The sequence below is a fragment of the Brenneria corticis genome, from assembly GCF_003115855.1.
GTDB classification, from domain to species: domain Bacteria; phylum Pseudomonadota; class Gammaproteobacteria; order Enterobacterales; family Enterobacteriaceae; genus Brenneria; species Brenneria corticis.
On sequence record NZ_KZ819110.1, the window covers coordinates 1 to 17,396 of the forward strand.

Below are 17,396 nucleotides of genomic sequence, written 5' to 3' on the forward strand. Positions count from 1 at the left end.
CGCAGTTTCTGGAACATCTGACGCTTAACCCGGCCTTTTTTGCCCTTAACCGGCTGCGCTTTGCGTGGGGCATAGGGTGTGCCGTCCGGTGCCTGCTGCCGTTTGATGTGCTGTTGCTGACTGCTGCGCAGCGCTTTTGCCACCTTTCCGGCCAACTGTCGGCGCCCCGCTGGGGATAGGCTGGCAAGCAGCCCGGCCAGCTTATCGTCAAAGGGCTTCAGCTCATTCATGCCACTGGCTCACTAATTCGCCATGAATGTATAACGCCATAGGGCGTTCTACAGGGAGTGGTAGCGGCGGCTCCGGCGCGTGGGTAACGTGCAACGCTTTATCAACCTCTTTAACGATCACTCGCTCAGACAGGCGCAAGCTGATGCTGATATCACAGCTCCCGTTATCGTTAATATCGGCAATATAGGTAAAGCCTTTTTTGCGTAACTCGTCATTTGCCAGCATGTCGGGCTGATTCTCTCGCAGCCAGGCGTTAATCGGCACCAGCAGCCAGTCGATATCCTCGGTAAAGTCGGTAATGACCAGATTTAGCGTGTACTGATTTTCAAACGACAGCGACGGGGCGAGCGTTGATATCACCGCGCCGCTGTCGATAAAAACGTGCAGCATATCGGGATTATTTTTCAGTACCGGCACGGCGTCACTCAGGGCGCGGCGCAGGCTTTGCGGTTTCAGCATCGTGTTGTTCCTGACAGTGTTTAATGGTTTCCACCTGTAGCGCACAGCTCACCAGTGCATTTTCCAATACCCGATTGTCGGCGCTTAACTCACCGTTGGTTTGCGGACTGCTGGCCGGGATCGGGCAGCTCGTCACTTTCGGACAGCCAACGTAAATAACCGTCGGCGCTGGCAAAGGCGGGGCGGCGGTGCAGCTGCTTAATAGCATCAGGCAAAGCAGTGCCATACCAGCGGCGCAGGGCTTCATTTTCATTGAGTAACCTTGTGATTTTCTTATCGCGGGACGCGGCCAGTTGCCCGGCCTGTGATAATTTCGTACGCAGCTCGACCTGGGCCAGCTCGTTACGCCGGGCGTTTTCCTGTAGCGTGCCGATAGTGGCATTCTGCGCCAGCAGGGCGTCTTTTTGCTGGCTTAATGTGACGCCCTGCTGGTCGAGTGCATCCTTGGCGTTGGACAGTTGCCATTTGGTCACGGCCAGCATAATCAGCAGCCACGCTGCCATAATGGCGATAATCTGCGTCAGTGCTTTGCTCATGCCAGCATTCCCCCGGCCTGCTGGTAAACCTGAACCAGCCGATCCAGACCGTGTTCACGCTGACCGTAACCGGCGCCGGGCAGTGACGCCCAAATATTGCGACATTTGGAAATCGCCCGTTCAATGTCGCCGCGTTCGATATCCGCCAGCGCCCGGCGCTCATTAATGAGTTGCACGGCCAGCCGGTCCTGTGACGCCGGGCTGAAATCCGGCAGCTTCATGCGTTGCTGGTAATGCGGCCAGAACAGATAGAGCTGTTGATAGCGCCCGGATGCTGTGGATTTTTCACCCCGGCGGTTAAACACCTTCGCCGGGCGGCCGCTGGCAAACGGATGATCGCGGTAGTCGGTAAAAATCTCCGGCTTGCCATCCAGCCCGGTGACAATCACGTCATAGCCGCTGCTTCGGGTTAGCGGGTGCGTCGCCGTCCCCTCGGAAAATGCCAGCGTATCCAGAAAGGCCGCCAGATTCGGCGACAGACTTTTACTTATCGGCATCGTCTTTTTTCCCCTTTCCCAGCTTGCTCTTGATCAACAGTTCAATGGCCTGATAGCCAGCAATCCCCAGCGCCGCACCGATGCCATTGATAGCGACGGGCGACAGGTTGGGGAACTGCACCAGCGCCACGCCCGCCACCATCGACACAAAACCCCCTAACAGGGTGCGGCCGATAAACAGGCGCAGCGTGACAGGTTCGCCGCCTGCCAACACTTTCCCCACGACGATCAGCGCGCCGATGAGGAATAAAGACAAAATGCTTTTATCGGGTTCGTTCATTGCGTTAGTCCCATAACTGGACGGACTCACGCGCCGGGGCGGTATCGATATCCGGCAGCGTGACGGCGGCGCCGTGGGGCAGGATCGCCCCCAGCGCGGCCAGCCCCGGATTGGCGGTAAGCACCACCTCGACCACCCCCTGCGTGCGCCCGTAATAGCGATAACAGAGGGTGTCGAGGGTGTCGCCCTGCTGTGCGATAACCTGCATCAGATATGCCCGATGATGCAGTGCGGCTTATCCTGTACGCGGCTGATTGACCAGCGCGCATCGCGCCATAGCTCATCAATCGTGCCGTCGAGCGCGTCCGCTTTGTTGTTGCCTTTGGCACTGGCGTCATAGCCCCGGTAACGCTCGTACAGCGACGCGGTGGCAATCGTGCTAACCGCACGCAGATAGTGATGATGTTTTTCGCTCTGGCCGTCGATCTGCTCGGCGGGAACGTCGGACAACTGCCTGAATCCGGTGCACATCTGCGCTTCCCGGTACAGGTACAGCTCGGCGTTGACCTCGGAAATTGCCGTCAGCACCGCATGCCGTAACCGCTCCGGCGTAACGGTGTTTTCCAGCCGCATCAGTTTGCGCAGGGTGTCCGGCTCCACGTCCGGCCAGAAAAAGGTGTTTTTAATCACCGCGTCGTGGCCCGCGGGCACCGGAATAACCACCGAGTCCGGGTGTGGCTCCGCCGTGGCGGGAAAAATCATTGTCGTCATGACAACCTCGTAATAGGTGGGCGGTGGACACAGGCACAGGAAAGCGGTTATCCGTTCCGGCCTGTGTGCCGCCCGGCGCGGGGCGCGTTAGGTTAACGGCCGGTCGCTGCCTTGCGCAGCGCGGTCTCCAGCCGTTCTATGTCTTTTTTGACGCCGCATCGGCTATCAAGCTGAAAGGCGCGTTTCAGGTGGTACAGGGCTTGCTCCGGCTTGCCGCTGTCACGTACTACCTGGCCGATAATTTTGTGCAGCTTGGCGCGCACCTGATCCGGCATGTCTTGCTCGTCGGTCAGCGTCAGCGTGGTAAGCAAAGGGTCAACGTTGACCGGCTGCCCGGCGGTATAGGCGCGGGTTGCAGACTCCGCGACCTCTTCGGCCAGCAGGTACGGCGTCGTACGGGTGCCGAACGGCATCACCAGCTCGTGCTTAAGCGCATAGCGGGCAATCTCCAGCGCGCCGGAAATATCCCCCGCGTCGAGTTTCCACACCATGGCGGTCATTAACACCGCATCCTGTGCGCCGCGTCCGCTGCTCAGTACCCCCTCGATCCACGGCGCATAATTCACCAGTAAGCCGCGCTTAATCTCGGCTTTACGCTCTTTGGAGCGCACCTGTTTTAACGTGCGTTTGTCGGCGGCCAGCCGGAACAGCATTTGCTCATATCCGGTGGCCTGCCGCAGCGGGTCATTCTCCCGCTGCGACGCTTCGGCAGCCGACACCCGCATCATGTGACGCTGGGCTGGGCTTAACATGGTTTAGGCTCCTGTATTCTCTGCCGGTTTTTCCGCGGCCTGTTCGGTGGCGTCAGCGGCTTTTTCGGTTTCCTTTTTAGGGAATTTACCCAGTTGGATATTTTCAATCAGGCAGCCGCAGCCGTAGTCTTCGACGACGTAATCCTGTTTGATGGATTCGTAATTTTCGATGCGGTCACGCTTGGCGACCTCTTCAATGTGGCGGCGGTGGCTGTCGTCCATGTAATAAATGGAGAGGTTATCCAGACGGGTGACCATCAGCGCATTGGCCGGGAAGTACGGCACGCGCACGGCGGGCAGGTTGCCGATGCGTTTCTGGCTGATGATGACGTCGACGGCCAGCGTTTCGCTGTTGTCCTGCTGTTTGTTGACCAACGGAAAATATTTGTCGGCCAGCAATTGACGGCCGCAAATCACCACCAGGTCGGGGTCTTCCTGATGCCACGGGTCGATCATGGTGTTGGTCGCATCCATCACCAGCGCATCGAGCGTTTCATAGTCGCCGTTTTCACCGACGCGGATTTTCTCGGAGATCACCGTGCCGTCTTCGGCAACGACTTTATCCATCACCCGCTTGGGCGATTCGTTGCGGTATTTCTGCAACCAGCCGACGGCCACATCCTGTAACAGCGGATTTTTGGCACGGTCGGAGGTGGCCGCGCGTTTCACGCCGTGGAACCCGGCCATGATGTAGTCGAGTGACTGACGCTTGGCGATGGCGTTACGCAAACGCAGTTGGAAATCCTGAAAACGCGCCCACAGGTCAAGGGTGTTGTAACGGATATGGAAATCAAAGTTCATCTGCTCGCACTTATACTGGCGAGCTTCCAGGCTCTGTAGATCGGCGGTTTCGCGTTCGTCGCCGTTGGCCGTATCCGTGGTACTGGCAACCGATCCGGATACGCCGAGGCCGATTTTTTCCCCGGTCAATTCAGCAACCGGCACGATATTGATACGGGTCAGAAAGTCGCTGGACTCCTGCACCACTTCCATCAGCGATTGCGTGACGGACGGCTCAACGCTGAATTTCTTGCTTAGCGTTTCCACCTCAACGCCGTTGATTTTGGCAAGCTGGGTCAGGTAGGCGTTGAATTTAAAACGGGTTTCTTTACGCATGATGTTTCCTGTTCTTTTTGAAAAAGGGGTTAATACAGAGGAGTTATCCCCTGTCAGCAGTTGGTCAGCAGAGAGGCTTCGCCGTCGCCGCCGGTTGCGGCCGGGCGACGGATCTGCGTCAGGCTTTCGGTGCCGTCCAGCGTGGCTTTGAGGTCGTTAATTTCCTGTTTTGCCTGTTCGGTTTGGCGGGACGCATCCTGCTTATAAACAGCGAGGTCGACTTCAATTTTTGAAACTCGCTTATAGATATCTTCAAAACCACTCTGCACATGTTCACCAACCGCAGTGACCGCCTCATGCACATCATTAAAGCGGGCGTCGTCGCTCGACTGCTTGCGGCCAAACAGGGCTTTCACGCGGGTTAATAGCGTTGGCTCAACGTCGGGCAGGTCTTCAAATTCCAGCGACACTTCGGTGGCGGCTGAAAAGAGGTTTTCCGGGGACGATTTGCGAGCGGCCAGCGGGTTATGTTTGGCTTTCGCGCTGAATTCCAGCATTTCCGTGCCGAGGCTCGCCGGATCGTCGGTAACGGCCAGCCCGACCAGATAGGCTTTGCCGCTGTTGGCAAAGTTGGGCTGAATTTCCATTGAGGTATAAATTTTTTGCCCGGCCTTGTTCATGGCGATCAGATCATCGGTCGGGGTAATTTTGGCGAACAGCGCCAGTTTGCCGTTGATAGCCGAATCATCGTCAATCGCTTCCGCTTTCAGTTCGACCACATCGCCGTAACGGCGGAATGCGCTATCGGGCAGGATGCCTTTCAAATGCTCAAGGTTGATGCGGCAGCCGTAGACGCGCGGGTCAAACGTCTCCGCCATGTGTTGAATATCGTTCGCGTCAATCACGCGACCGTCGCAGGTGTTGCCCTCGACACCAATGCGGAACCATTTCGAAACTTTTTTAGCCATTGTCTCATCCGTCTGTTTTCGGGAAATCGGGGCGAGTATCCGACCTGACAGAACGGCGCGCCATCAATCGCGGTTTGCTAATCACTGACACAACAGGCACTTAAGGCGGCGACAGGGCGCGCTGACGTAGCCTTGCAGCCATGAACACAACCGCCGACACCACTATTATCAGCGACCCACGACGACAGGCGGCCTTGCTCTACTGGCAAGGCTTTTCGGTGCGTCAGATTGGGGAAATGCTGAACCAGAAAACGCCGACCGTACAGAGCTGGAAGCAGCGCGACAGCTGGGACGCTATCGCCCCGGTTTCGCGTGTTGAAGCCAGTCTGGAAGCGCGATTGATTCAGCTCATCATGAAGACGAAAAAGGAGGGGCACGACTACAAAGAGATAGATCTATTAGGCCGCCAGATTGAACGGTTAGCGCGAGTAAACCGCTACAACCAGACGGGCAACGAGGCCGATCTCAATCCCAACGTGCGTAACCGTAACAAGGGAGAGCGCAAGGCGCCGGAAAAGAACCTGTTCAGTGACGCCGCGATTGAGAAGCTGAACGACATTTTTCTGGAAGAGATATTCGAATACCAGCGCGGCTGGCATCAGGCCGGGCTACAGCACCGTATCCGCAATATCCTGAAATCGCGCCAGATTGGGGCGACGTTCTATTTTGCGCGGGAAGCGTTAATCGACGCGCTCACCACCGGGCGCAATCAAATTTTCCTCTCGGCCAGTAAGGCGCAGGCCCACGTCTTTAAAAACTACATCATCGATTTTGCCCGGCTGGTTGATGTTGACCTGAAAGGCGACCCGATGGTGCTGCCGAACGGCGCCCGCCTGTTTTTCCTCGGCACCAATATCCGCACCGCGCAGAGCTACACCGGCAACCTGTATTTGGATGAATATTTCTGGATACCCAAATTTCAGGAGCTGCGCAAAGTCGCCAGCGGCATGTCGTTACATAAAAAATGGCGCACCACCTATTTCTCCACGCCGTCGAGCCTGGCACACAGCGCCTATCCGTTTTGGTCGGGGGAGCTGTTCAACAAAGGCCGCGGCAACAAAGCCGATCACATCCATCTGGATTTAAGCCATGCGCACCTGTCCGGCGGTGTGCTGTGCGGCGATGGTCAATGGCGGCAGATTGTCACCGTAGAGGATGCGCTGGCCGGCGGCTGCAACCTGTTCGACCTCGACCAGTTGGTACTGGAATACAGCCCGGCGGAATATCAAAACCTGCTGATGTGCGAATTTGTCGATGATAAGGCGTCGGTGTTTCCGTTTGAGGAATTACAGCGATGTATGGTCGATGCGCTGGAAGAGTGGGAGGACTTCAACCCTTATGCGCTCCGCCCATTCGCCTATAAGCCGGTATGGATTGGTTACGACCCGTCGCACACTGGCGACAGCGCGGGCTGTGTGGTGCTGGCACCGCCGCAGGCGCCGGGCGGTAAATTTCGTATCCTTGAGCGCTTCCAGTGGAAAGGCATGGACTTTGCCGCACAGGCCGACGCCATCAAGGCGCTGACCGAAAAGTACCTTGTCGAATATATCGGCATTGACGCGACGGGCATCGGCCAGGGGGTTTACCAACTGGTACGGGGATTTTTCCCGGCAGCGCGTGAAATCAAGTATTCGCCGGACGTTAAAACCGCAATGGTACTGAAAGCGAAAGACACCATCACCAGCGGGCGGCTGGAGTACGACACCAGCCACACCGATATCACGCAGTCGTTTATGGCTATCCGCAAAACCATGACGGCCAGCGGCAACCGTAGCACCTATGAAGCCAGTCGCAGCGAAGAAGCCAGCCATGCCGATGTGGCATGGGCGACGATGCACGCCCTGTTAAACGAACCCCTGACCGCCATTAACGGCCATGTCCCTGTCAGCATTTTGGATATTAACGAATGAGCAAACGTAAATTTCGTAAGACACAATCCGCCCCGGCCAGCAAGCCGCAATCGGTGGAGGCGTTCACCTTTGGCGAACCTTCCACCGTTCTGGATCGGCGCGATATTCTGGATTATGCCGAGTGTATCCATAACGGCAAATGGATTGAGCCGCCGATCAGCTTCTCCGGTCTGGCAAAAAGTCTGCGTGCGGCGGTACACCATAGCTCACCCATTTACGTGAAACGTAATATTCTGGTCAGCACCTTTATCCCGCACCCGTTATTAAGCCAGCAGGATTTCAGCCGCTTTGTGCTGGATTATCTGGTGTTTGGTAACGCCTTTCTGGAAAAACGGCTTAACAGGACAGGGGGCTTATTGCGTTTGGAATCCAGCCCGGCCAAATACACCCGGCGCGGAGTGGAAGAGGATGTTTACTGGTTCGTGCAGTCATTTAAAGAGCCGCACCGCTTTGAACCGGGTAGCGTGTTTCATCTGCTGGAGCCGGATATCAATCAGGAAATGTACGGCCTGCCGGAATACCTCAGCTCGTTAAACTCGGCCTGGCTGAACGAATCGGCGACGCTGTTTCGCCGTAAGTATTACCAGAACGGCGCGCACGCCGGGTACATCATGTATGTGACTGATGCAGCACAAAATAGCACCGATGTGGACAAGCTGCGCGCCGCCATGAGTAACACCAAGGGGCTGGGGAATTTTAAAAACCTGTTTTTCTACGCGCCCAACGGTAAGCCGGACGGCATCAAGATCGTGCCGCTCAGTGAAGTCGCCACAAAAGACGATTTCTTTAACATCAAGAACGCCAGCCGTGACGATCTGCTCAGTGCCCACCGCGTGCCGCCGCAGATGATGGGGATTATCCCGAATAATACCGGTGGGTTTGGGGATGTGGAAAAAGCCAGTCAGGTGTTTGTCAGGAATGAACTGACGCCATTACAGGAGCGAATGAAAGAGGTTAATGATTGGGTGGGAATGGAGGTGATCGCGTTCAAGTCTTACGCCCTGAAAGAAGAGTAACCCCGACCATGTAAGCCGCTTTGCCAGCGGCTTTTTTACGCCCTCAGCAACCCTCGTCAATCGCATTCTAAGCGACTCAACGAAAAATCGAACCTTTCCCCCTCATCGCATTTTCAGCCCCACAGAGCGCCGCCTGTGCGACCAAAATTTAACAGCCAATGGCGCTTGCGCGCAATGCTATCCCCGCCACGCCTGCCCGCTTTATGTATCGCTTTTCATGCACTCGCATGATCCGATGTGATCCGCGCCGGGCAGGGTTTGAACGGGGTAAAATAGGCGGTAGATCATCATGCAAAATCATGCGGGTTATGCACGCACGGCTTACAACATGTTTTTCTGCTCTCTTTTTTTGAGGTATTCCAACGCTTCATCGAGAGCTTTATGATGGTTTTCCGCTGATATTGTCCCTTGAGCCAGGTCGGATATTAACGACATAGCGATTTTAAATTCTTCTAAATCACATTGTGCCACCAATGAGACGTCGGCGAGAAACTGAACCCGCGACAAAATTTTTTGTATGTGTTCCGTATTTTCCACGGGATATTAATTCCTTATTTCACTGTTCTTATATACAGTATTTTACATTTGGAAATCATCGTCAATCCCTTAGTTTACTAATAGTGATTGGATGGTTATATGTTCAACGCTATGAAAAACGGCGTGACATGTCACATGGCAAGCTTTAGCTCTTGCCACCCTAATGTGTTCCAGTAATTCGATTCACCAGACTGGCAGCACTCAGCGACGGGTAATTTTTCGCCACATTTCTTACAGTTACGATGATTCAATACGGCGATTTGTTGTTGCAGAGCAACGGCATCCCGCCTGATTAACGTTGTCAGGTATTCGTTAATACCATATGGTTCGCGCCCCGGACGACGCAAGGCGCAGTTGCGCTTAAGCATGTCCAGCTCTTGCGTATCAACGTTAATCTCAATTTTCACCACACCCGCATCGCGCTGACGGGCCCGCTGGGTAGCTTTTCTTTCGGCGCTGGTTTTTACCATGTTATTCAACCTCCATCTGGTTATTAAATCCCGGCCACTCATCAGTTACCGGATATGAAATAGATTCACCGTCAATCTTCACCGTGGCGCCACGCGCCAGCGCTTCCAACTCCCAACGTTGCGCAGTAATACCGTGTTGTGACAAATCACGCTGAATACGAGGTATCCGCTCCCGCTCTTCCCCCGTAAATCTGGCCGACGGTGACGGATCGCGGAATGTATTAGGGTCAAAGTCGCGTTGCTTATGGTTTTTCCTGACGGATTGCTCACGCAAACGCATTCCTAACGCCCTTACAGCCGCGTCGTCATTCCAGTCAATCGCTGGGTTTCCGGTTTCTAATGTCGGCGCTATACCGCTGTTTTCGTCCTGATTTTTGACATCTGCGCCTGACCGTTGAGAACCCAACCCACAGTTATTGACAGGACTCCGAGGCGCGCCAGAGGCGCTTTTTAAAGTCAAAGGCTCAAGGTCAACAGCTTTAGAAACGATGCGCCATTCTGTTGTGCGGGTTTCATAAATATGACCGGCGCCCAAATGAGGGGAGAAAATACCGACGACCTTTTGTACTTCTTCGTCATAGTCGTTGAGCTTGTCTGATATCCGCCGCGCGACACGCACAGTTTGCAGATCGCGGGATACGTTGGCGCCGCCCTGTGCTTTTATGTAGGCGGCAAAGTCTCCAACGTCGGCAGCACAGCGCACCGCTTCGACCTGTTCGTCGAATTGTTCGGCCAGACTGACGCCACGCAACGCGCTGCTGCGACACTCGCGGTAAGCGCCCATTGTCGGAACGCCGATAGCTTTAAACTGCGGGATGTGCCACGTTGACGCCCAGGCGGTAACGGCGGAAGCCACATCTTTCAACGGCTTTCCGGTTTCGTCATCCAGTTGGCCGTCCAACGCGTAGCCGTCGATATTCTTAGCGATGTACTTAGCGATATAACCAGCGGCGCCGCCTTTGTTCAGGTGTTTACATTCAAAACGATACGTAGCCGCGCCGCGTTCGTCGCCGTCTTCTTTCAGAGCATAGCGACGCATGATATCGATGATCGGCTTGCGTTGAGCGCGTTTGCAAAACAGCATCATGTGCCAGTGCGGCGTACCGTCGTGATGCGGTTCAACAACGCGCATCCCGTAAACCTTGAGGTCATTATCTTTAAATGCGGTGCGCATCTTTCCCCATAGCTTGACCAGATAGCGCTGTCCGTCTTTGGGCGTAAAGGCTTCTTTATCCCAGCGCCGGTTAAACTGGACTTTTTCATCTTTGCCGACGATGCGGGTAGGGTGATATTTTGACGGCGTGGTGATGGTGATAAACATGCCGACGTCGCGCTGGGCGGTGGCATATTTCTCGATCCCGGCGATAGTGCTCATCAGCTCCATACGCCGGATCTCCGGGTTAGAAATACTCGCCATGACTTTATCAATCAGGTCGATACGCTCGCCCGTCTCGACGTTTTCCAGCTCGCAGTTTTTCAGGTAATCCATGTTTGCTAGGCGGCGCGCCTGCACGTCACGGATCGCCAACTTGCTGGCATAGGGAGAGGCATTTTTATTGACCTGACCGACGGCAATCATCAGCGCTTCTCGCCAGCGGGTGCGCTGGGCTTTTAGCTGGCGCGTCCACCATTCCTCATTGACTAGGCGGGAAATACTGGCAACAGCTTGTTGTATATCCAGCGTGCCTTTGCGGTATTTCTTCCAGAATAACGGGGTCACATTGAACGCATGCGCCATGCCGGCCACTTGTCCATAAAGCTCAAGCTGTGCGGCATCGGTAAATAGCTTTTCCCGATCGCCGTCAAGCTGTGCCAGCAACGAGTCGCTAAGTTCTTCATAAGTGGAAAAGAGCTGGCCGGATATTCTGGCCGCCAATCGCCCCAGTGCTTTATCGTTCATGCCGGGCAATGTTTGGTAGGTATCGGATTCCGACAGAAAACGCTCTGATGCGTTGCGGTTCATAGCATGGCGCGTATTGATTGCCTCAATACGCGGCCACATGCGTTGCATAAAGCTGTAAACCAGAAATTTGTTGGCGCTTTGCGGTCCCTTGTTCTTTTTCAGCCAGGTGTAGCGGTTCAGGAAAATCTCACGCAGGAAGTGAGGCTGTCGGTTGATTTTCTCTAAAACGGCTTGCCCCTGAGTCCATTCCTTACGGGTAAGCTGCTTTTCTTCCGGCACGATGGCCGGGCGGGGGGCGTTCCACGGATAAGCACCCACGAACTGGTCGCGGGTGCTACCGGGGAAAGGAAGCGGGGACGTTGGGGCTGTGCGCCCCCGGCGAGCGTGACTCATTTTACATCTCCGTGGCACGGTTCCAGTTTTAACTGGTGATCGGGTATGCACTGGAAACCGCCATCGGCGCGGCGATATATCCAACAAGTCACCCGATTGCTATCGTCATGCCATATGGATATACGACCAATGCCAATCGCTGCGACATCTTCGGATTCGTCTTTGCAACCGACTGAAAACACAGTAACCAAAGCGACAAGGATTAGGATTGTTTTCACAGCGCCCCCCGAAAATGCTTATTCTTCAGTTCGTGGATACCCTGACAGGACGCACAACGGGTTACGCCGTGAATGGCGGCGCGGCGCGCTTCGGGGATGGGCTGATCGCAGTCTTCACACTCAAACGCAGAAACGCCGCGTTGGGCGTTCCGGGCGCTGGCGATCTGCTTGTCTAAAATTTCTTGCTGGCGCTGCTGCACCATATCCATTAAATCCGGCATCGTGGGTTACTCCTCGGTGTTATTCAGTTGGTCAAAGGCTTTCTGGCACAACTCGGCCAGCCGGTTGGATTCAGCCAGCAGGCTTTTAGCGTCGGTTACTTTGGTGAGCCAGATTGCGGTTCTGATGCCACGATGAATAAAATCGTTAATCAGTCCGATAGGGTTCTGATAAACAGCCAGCGTGGATAAATACGGCTGGGCGCCTTCTTCTTTACCGCATTTGATTTCACCCAGAGCAAAGTCATAGCCGACCTTGACAATGGCGTAATTACCGTTGATATCGACGCGGTTATAAGCCGGGTTTTCCATCACATCACCGCCTTGATATCTGAACCGGAATTATTAAATGCGGTGGATTCCTGTCGTAATAATTCGATAATTTCCTTATTGCTTAGCTCGTTGATGTCCGCATGCGTTGCCAACTTATCCAAACGGCAAGAAAAAGAGACTTGCGCGTCTGCTTTAGCTTCATTGCGTGCCTGAGCAAGCATTAGCTGTATGCGGTCGTTTTCTGCGTTGCGGCGCATTTCCTGCCCGACTGTTTTATACATGTGCATATAAACCTCAGATAAAAGGAGTCCCGACGCGGTTAAGCGCCTATTTGCTTTTTGGTGAAACTAATTAGTTGAAATATTCTTCTGGCTTTATGGCCGTTAATATTTCGGGGGCATCATCAAATAAACTTAAAAGCTCATTTAATGCGCGTAATAATGAACCACGCCATTTACAAGACTCATCATTAATATGCCAATAAGGCTGGCTAAATTCTTTTTCGCTTAATCCAGCGTGCATAAATAACGTTTTTCTTTCGCTGACGCTTAACCAGCTTAAAAAAGTCGCATGATTAATGCCGTGCTTACGCTGCCTCGAAAACGCATGGCGCAGTTCATCAATGGCGCAAACAATCATCGTGCGTTCCGCTTCGGTCATTTCTTGTAAACGAAAAACAGAATGACGCTTTTTTAGTTGCGCATGAAAACACACCGTTAAACGGTAGCGCTCAGACAGGCCGTTGTAATATGCGCAGGTTTCACGCCAGCGACTATCGGCGAAGTGTTTGCCGATCACATTGCGCAGCCCGGCGGGCAAATTCTGCATACTGCTGACGGTAAACGCGGTCATGCTATCCCCCATATTGCTGATTTAATGAAACGGACTACCTGCTGTGTAAGGCTTACCGGGCGAGTACGGATGATGATTCCCTTACGGCCTTTGCCGTGGGTAATGGTGACATCTGGTTTTTTCTCCGTCTGGTGATACCAGAGGAAAGGCGCGATAGAGATTGGAGTCTGCATTTTTTCCTCAATCCTGTTTGGTAACCTGCGACCAGTGGACGGCAAAGTCTGGCGCGTGGCTCATGCCCTCGTGATACCAATTTTCAGCCCTGAACCGAATGAAACTTGATAGCGGATAGTTGAGCAAATCCAGTGCGTCAGCGAGGTCGGATAACGTGATCAAAACGTCAGTCTTGCTAAACCCTTCGCTTTCATCTTTACGCAGTTCAGGCGGTTGAGATAAAAAGCTGTTTGCCACATCATCAGCCGCTTGCAACCATATTTCCGGGTTATGTTTCATATCTTCCTCACCCAATATTCAGCGACGCGCCAATGCCGCTAAGCGCATCAACGGTAGAGGCCAACGTCGGGTTTGCCTGGATACGTGTTTGCAAAGTCAAACTGACCAGCGACAAGCAGCGGATCCCGGCGTTAATGCTGTGCATGAAATTGCTGTGTCGGCTTTTGGTCATACGCTCATTCGATACGCTTTCAGCAGCCACGGCACCCACGGCGGCGGTTGCCTGCAACACGTAGGTTGTTAACCGTTCGGCTTTAGCCTCATTTACGGGTACGGCCGGCATACAGTTCAACTGAGCCAAAAGCCCATCAATCAGCGTTGCGTCTTCGGTTACATCGGTAAGCGTCAGCAGTTCGTCACATGTCAGCCTATGCGGCTGGTCTGGGTTCAGTTTGTTGCGCAGGGTTTGCTGATTCATCCCTACGGTTTTGGCCAGCTTCGCCAGATTGTGCTTTGTTGCAAACGTCTGACAGGCGCTATCAAAGTGCTGATGTATGGAAATCTGATAATTAAACATGACGAAAATCCTTTTACTTTGAATAATCGAATTAAGCATTACGCTTTTGAATCGATGTAACGGCAGTTGACGGCCTGCTGGCGCAATTTTTCACGCCATGCGCTGACATTGACTAACACGCGGGTTTTACCCTTCCCGGTGTTATCCGTTGGCGCCCTGAGCAACACGCCCTCATCGAGCCATTGCCACACAAGCCGAGCGCTTACGCCGCGCGCTTTAGCAAAGTCTGGAACGGTCATCACGTCAGACAGTGAGGCGCTTATCATGGATTCAATAGCTGGCCCCAGCAGGGCGACAAGCTGGTTTAGTTGTTCTGGCGGGAGCATAGGAACAACATCTTTTTGAGTGAGTTCTGTTGATTTTGCGTCTTGCATATCGCATGATCTCGCGTTTATTGATACGTTTTGCAGTGTCTTGCATCTTGGTCGATGGGAATACTGTAGATCACAAAAGTTATTTGGTAAATAATTTTTGTCACCACTTGGTGTTTTTTATGATTAATGAAAAAGGTACTTCCGAGGAAATTATTGAAAGACTCTTTTCTTCTTATGGGGTTACGTCTCAAAAAGACCTGGCGGAACGGCTGGGGATAGCGGCTAATAATATTAGCGGTTGGACAAAGCGCGGGAGCGTTTCTGGTAATGCCATGATTAAATGTGCTCTGGACACTGGCGTTGACTTACGCTGGCTTGTGACCGGTGAGGTTGAAAATTCGCATTTGCAAACTTCTGATGCAAGTTTAAAGGGTAAGGCACTTTACGATCAGATATTGGCATCCGGCGGTAAAGCAGTTCTCCGTCGAATGATGGACGCCTACGGGTTCAGCACACAGAAAGAACTTGGCGATTTGCTGGGTATCTCTACCGCAACAATCAGTACCTGGGTTCGCCGTAATTTCTTTCCCGGCGATGTGGTGATTGCCTGTGCGCTGGATACTGGCGTTTCCCTTGAGTGGTTGGCGACGGGAAAGGGGAGAGCGGCTGGCAGTGAGAAAAGGGGCGATCTGGAGGTCAATACCAATAGACTTATCCCTAAATATCGACTTGAGTCCGGTGAAATGAAAGAGGCTGGTAGTTGGTCTTCTGACCTTTCTATGATTCCTGCAAACTCTGGCAATTTAATTTTTGTTGATGGGGTTAGTTCCTCTTGGCTTGTTGACTGTTCCGCCTCAAAGATAGGTAACGGTCGTTGGCTTATTAGCATTGATGGCGCTCTTGATGTTTTTGACGTAATCAGATTGCCGGGTAACAAGGTTAGACTTTCTAATAAGTCTGCCGAATTTGAATGCAACCTTTCAGATATCACGCCATCTGGGGCGGTAATTTTTACTTTGGAAAAACATGTTTAGGGATACTATGAAACGTTCTATATTTGTTGTTGCTCTGCTTACTTCTTTTGCTGCATCCGCTCAATCGTCCAACTTATCAGTGTTAAAAGAATCTCTTAATGATATGCAGCCTCTATCAATAATAGATAGTAAAGGCGTAATCACTATTGCGTTGGACGAATCCAGAATAACACCTGAAATTTATGATACCGCAATATATGGTGTTTGTTATCCAGTGTGGTTAGACAAGGAAAACACCTCATACCTTAAAAACACTAAAGAGGTTCAAATCCTCAATAATTTCAGCTATACGGGTTATATTTTTGAAAATCCGAGAGACACATGTGATAAGGTAGGTAAGGAGCAACCGGAACAATCAAAAGTTACAATCTTGTCTAATTCTCACCTTGCTACAAGGCAAGACCTGCAATAAGTAAGTTATTACTTAGCCATGGCGTTGCTATGACGATAACTAAATAGAAAATGGTAAAAAGAATAGAAAATTTACTTTCATCTAAATAATCTTTCTGGTGTTGAAAACACCCGCTACAACATTATGACAGTAAGAAAATTAAACACCGGGAAATGGCTGTGTGAGTGTTATCCGAACGGTCGTGATTCCAAGCGCATTAGAAAGCAGTTCAATACAAAGGGTGAGGCGGAATCATTTGAAAAATACACCATGCGTGAGGTTGACGATAAGCCGTGGCTGGGGGCAAAGAAAGATCGCCGCAAACTCAGTGAGCTGATAGAGCTTTGGCACAATCTGCACGGGCGCTCACTGTCGGCGATAGAGTCACGAATGGGAAAGTTTCGCCTGATATGTAACGGCCTCAATGACCCGATAGCGTCCCGTTTAACAGCTAAAGATTGGGCTCACTATCGTGACAAGCGACTGGCCGGTGAAATTCCCAACGGTAGGGATGCGGATCCGGAAAAATGGATTGTAAAGCCCATAACCGTTAACCGTGAACAGCAATACCTGTGTGCTATGTTCAATGAACTTAAGCGCCTGGGGGAGTGGCATCTTCCGAATCCCCTTGACGGGATACGCGTCTTTAAAGAGGCCGAAAAGGAAATGTCATGGCTGACAAAGAAAGAAATTTCAGAGCTATTAGCGGCCAGCGCCGGATACGGCAATGATGATTTGACTAGCATTATCAAAATTTGCCTGGCTACCGGTGCGCGATGGCGGGAAGCGGAGAGCTTAACCCATTCTCAACTATCGCCCTGTAAAGTGACCTTTTTCAAAACCAAAGGGAAAAAGAACAGAAGCGTGCCGATCCCGAAATGGCTTTACGATGAATTAGCGACACGGCAGGGGCGCATGTTTAAGCCCTGCTATCAGACATTCAGAAAAGTTTTGGCTAGAACGCATATAGAGTTACCTGAAGGGCAAAAGACTCACGTTTTACGGCATACTTTTGCCAGTCATTTTATGATGAACGGCGGGAATATTTTGGTGTTACAGCGCATCCTCGGCCATGCGAATATCCGGGAAACTATGCGGTACGCTCACTTTGCCCCCGACCATTTAGAAGAGGCCGTGAATTTAAATCCGTTGGCTGATTACAGTGGCGGCAAAATGGCTGCGGAGCTTTCAGAACACCACAAAACAATGCAATAGAAGTTGCATTAACTGTTTGTTTTTTATGATAACTATCTGTTTTTGGGTGCCTTGTGTCAGGAGCGTCTCAACTGATAGCGCGCTTGCGCGACATCCAAAAGTAATTAGTTATCAAGGGTTTAGTCAATGACTAAACCCTTTTTTTGTGCACAGAAAACCCCCAGCTAGGCTGGGGGTTCCGTAAAGCTTTCA

The 17,396-nt window shown here is 52.4% G+C and carries 26 protein-coding genes; 5 read left to right on the forward strand and 21 right to left on the reverse strand.

The window, feature by feature from the left end; genetic code table 11:
* The 11 genes from DDT56_RS23440 to DDT56_RS23485 all read right to left on the reverse strand — a co-directional run.
* Positions 1–230: phage virion morphogenesis protein (locus DDT56_RS23440; protein WP_136168761.1), on the reverse strand; the 230-nt coding region annotated here is incomplete at its 3' end.
* Positions 223–690, reverse strand: coding sequence for a phage tail protein (locus DDT56_RS23445; RefSeq protein WP_136168762.1), 468 nt, complete (start codon positions 688–690; stop codon positions 223–225). The genes DDT56_RS23440 and DDT56_RS23445, both read right to left, overlap by 8 nt.
* The gene (gene lysC, locus DDT56_RS24925; RefSeq protein ID WP_246856871.1) at positions 653–898 is read right to left on the reverse strand and encodes an Rz1-like lysis system protein LysC; all 246 of its coding nucleotides are present in this window, start codon (positions 896–898) and stop codon (positions 653–655) included. Before lysC ends, DDT56_RS23445 begins: the two co-directional genes overlap by 38 nt.
* Entirely contained in the window at positions 780–1,226 is a 447-nt protein-coding gene (lysB, locus tag DDT56_RS23450; RefSeq protein ID WP_136168763.1) for an Rz-like lysis system protein LysB, read from the reverse strand. Before lysB ends, lysC begins: the two co-directional genes overlap by 119 nt.
* Positions 1,223–1,723: a glycoside hydrolase family 24 protein gene (locus tag DDT56_RS23455; protein ID WP_136168764.1), complete on the reverse strand. Its 501-nt coding sequence runs from the start codon at positions 1,721–1,723 to the stop codon at positions 1,223–1,225. The genes lysB and DDT56_RS23455 overlap by 4 nt, the downstream gene beginning before the upstream one ends.
* Positions 1,710–2,003: a phage holin family protein gene (locus DDT56_RS23460; protein ID WP_136168765.1), complete on the reverse strand. Its 294-nt coding sequence runs from the start codon at positions 2,001–2,003 to the stop codon at positions 1,710–1,712. Before DDT56_RS23460 ends, DDT56_RS23455 begins: the two co-directional genes overlap by 14 nt.
* 4 nt (positions 2,004–2,007) lie before the next feature.
* Complete coding sequence (locus tag DDT56_RS23465; protein WP_136168766.1) at positions 2,008–2,211, reverse strand: tail protein X; 204 nt, start codon at positions 2,209–2,211, stop codon at positions 2,008–2,010.
* Entirely contained in the window at positions 2,211–2,714 is a 504-nt protein-coding gene (locus DDT56_RS23470) for a head completion/stabilization protein (protein ID WP_136168767.1), read from the reverse strand. The genes DDT56_RS23465 and DDT56_RS23470 overlap by 1 nt, the downstream gene beginning before the upstream one ends.
* Positions 2,715–2,806: 92 nt before the next feature.
* Positions 2,807–3,466, reverse strand: coding sequence for a phage terminase small subunit (locus DDT56_RS23475; RefSeq protein ID WP_136168768.1), 660 nt, complete (start codon positions 3,464–3,466; stop codon positions 2,807–2,809).
* Positions 3,467–3,469: 3 nt separating this feature from the next.
* Positions 3,470–4,582 carry a phage major capsid protein, P2 family gene (locus tag DDT56_RS23480; protein ID WP_136168769.1) on the reverse strand — a complete coding sequence of 371 codons (1,113 nt, stop codon included), beginning with the start codon at positions 4,580–4,582 and terminating at the stop codon, positions 3,470–3,472.
* A 53-nt stretch (positions 4,583–4,635) separates the two neighbouring features.
* The gene (locus DDT56_RS23485) at positions 4,636–5,490 is read right to left on the reverse strand and encodes a GPO family capsid scaffolding protein (RefSeq protein ID WP_136168770.1); all 855 of its coding nucleotides are present in this window, start codon (positions 5,488–5,490) and stop codon (positions 4,636–4,638) included.
* Positions 5,491–5,630: 140 nt separating this feature from the next.
* Here DDT56_RS23485 and DDT56_RS23490 point away from each other — a divergent pair, with 140 nt between their 5' ends.
* Positions 5,631–7,400, forward strand: a complete 1,770-nt coding sequence (locus DDT56_RS23490; protein WP_136168771.1) for a terminase ATPase subunit family protein — start codon at positions 5,631–5,633, stop codon at positions 7,398–7,400.
* Positions 7,397–8,416, forward strand: a complete 1,020-nt coding sequence (locus DDT56_RS23495; protein WP_136168772.1) for a phage portal protein — start codon at positions 7,397–7,399, stop codon at positions 8,414–8,416. Before DDT56_RS23490 ends, DDT56_RS23495 begins: the two co-directional genes overlap by 4 nt.
* Positions 8,417–8,737: 321 nt before the next feature.
* On the opposite strand, the gene DDT56_RS23500 is transcribed toward DDT56_RS23495, so the two are convergent.
* From DDT56_RS23500 to DDT56_RS23545, 10 genes are all read right to left on the reverse strand, one after another.
* Positions 8,738–8,953 carry an EF-hand domain-containing protein gene (locus DDT56_RS23500; RefSeq protein WP_136168773.1) on the reverse strand — a complete coding sequence of 72 codons (216 nt, stop codon included), beginning with the start codon at positions 8,951–8,953 and terminating at the stop codon, positions 8,738–8,740.
* 131 nt (positions 8,954–9,084) lie between these two features.
* Positions 9,085–9,423, reverse strand: coding sequence for a hypothetical protein (locus DDT56_RS23505; RefSeq protein ID WP_136168774.1), 339 nt, complete (start codon positions 9,421–9,423; stop codon positions 9,085–9,087).
* Between the two features lies 1 nt (position 9,424).
* Positions 9,425–11,719 carry a replication endonuclease gene (locus tag DDT56_RS23510; RefSeq protein ID WP_136168775.1) on the reverse strand — a complete coding sequence of 765 codons (2,295 nt, stop codon included), beginning with the start codon at positions 11,717–11,719 and terminating at the stop codon, positions 9,425–9,427.
* A gap of 214 nt (positions 11,720–11,933) precedes the next feature.
* Positions 11,934–12,158: a TraR/DksA family transcriptional regulator gene (locus tag DDT56_RS23515; RefSeq protein WP_136168776.1), complete on the reverse strand. Its 225-nt coding sequence runs from the start codon at positions 12,156–12,158 to the stop codon at positions 11,934–11,936.
* Positions 12,159–12,164: 6 nt separating this feature from the next.
* On the reverse strand, positions 12,165–12,467 hold the full coding sequence (locus tag DDT56_RS23520) for a DUF5405 family protein (protein ID WP_136168785.1): 303 nt from the start codon (positions 12,465–12,467) through the stop codon (positions 12,165–12,167).
* A complete protein-coding gene (locus tag DDT56_RS23525) occupies positions 12,467–12,715 on the reverse strand; it encodes a DUF2732 family protein (RefSeq protein WP_136168777.1) in 249 nt (82 codons plus the stop codon). Before DDT56_RS23525 ends, DDT56_RS23520 begins: the two co-directional genes overlap by 1 nt.
* Before the next feature lie 64 nt (positions 12,716–12,779).
* Positions 12,780–13,280 carry a replication protein B gene (locus tag DDT56_RS23530; protein ID WP_136168778.1) on the reverse strand — a complete coding sequence of 167 codons (501 nt, stop codon included), beginning with the start codon at positions 13,278–13,280 and terminating at the stop codon, positions 12,780–12,782.
* A 180-nt stretch (positions 13,281–13,460) separates the two neighbouring features.
* A complete protein-coding gene (locus DDT56_RS23535; protein ID WP_136168779.1) occupies positions 13,461–13,733 on the reverse strand; it encodes a hypothetical protein in 273 nt (90 codons plus the stop codon).
* Between the two features lie 7 nt (positions 13,734–13,740).
* Positions 13,741–14,250: a phage regulatory CII family protein gene (locus tag DDT56_RS23540; protein WP_136168780.1), complete on the reverse strand. Its 510-nt coding sequence runs from the start codon at positions 14,248–14,250 to the stop codon at positions 13,741–13,743.
* Positions 14,251–14,288: 38 nt separating this feature from the next.
* On the reverse strand, positions 14,289–14,624 hold the full coding sequence (locus DDT56_RS23545) for a Cro/Cl family transcriptional regulator (protein WP_136168781.1): 336 nt from the start codon (positions 14,622–14,624) through the stop codon (positions 14,289–14,291).
* 119 nt (positions 14,625–14,743) lie between these two features.
* Here DDT56_RS23545 and DDT56_RS23550 point away from each other — a divergent pair, with 119 nt between their 5' ends.
* The 3 genes from DDT56_RS23550 to DDT56_RS23560 all read left to right on the forward strand — a co-directional run bounded on the left by DDT56_RS23550 (position 14,744) and on the right by DDT56_RS23560 (position 17,204).
* On the forward strand, positions 14,744–15,598 hold the full coding sequence (locus DDT56_RS23550) for a phage repressor protein CI (protein ID WP_136168782.1): 855 nt from the start codon (positions 14,744–14,746) through the stop codon (positions 15,596–15,598).
* Between the two features lie 7 nt (positions 15,599–15,605).
* Positions 15,606–16,010 (forward strand): hypothetical protein, encoded by a 405-nt coding sequence (locus DDT56_RS23555; RefSeq protein WP_136168783.1) that lies wholly within the window; start codon positions 15,606–15,608, stop codon positions 16,008–16,010.
* A 123-nt stretch (positions 16,011–16,133) separates the two neighbouring features.
* Complete coding sequence (locus DDT56_RS23560) at positions 16,134–17,204, forward strand: site-specific integrase (RefSeq protein ID WP_136168784.1); 1,071 nt, start codon at positions 16,134–16,136, stop codon at positions 17,202–17,204.
* The last annotated feature ends 192 nt before the right edge of the window (positions 17,205–17,396 follow it).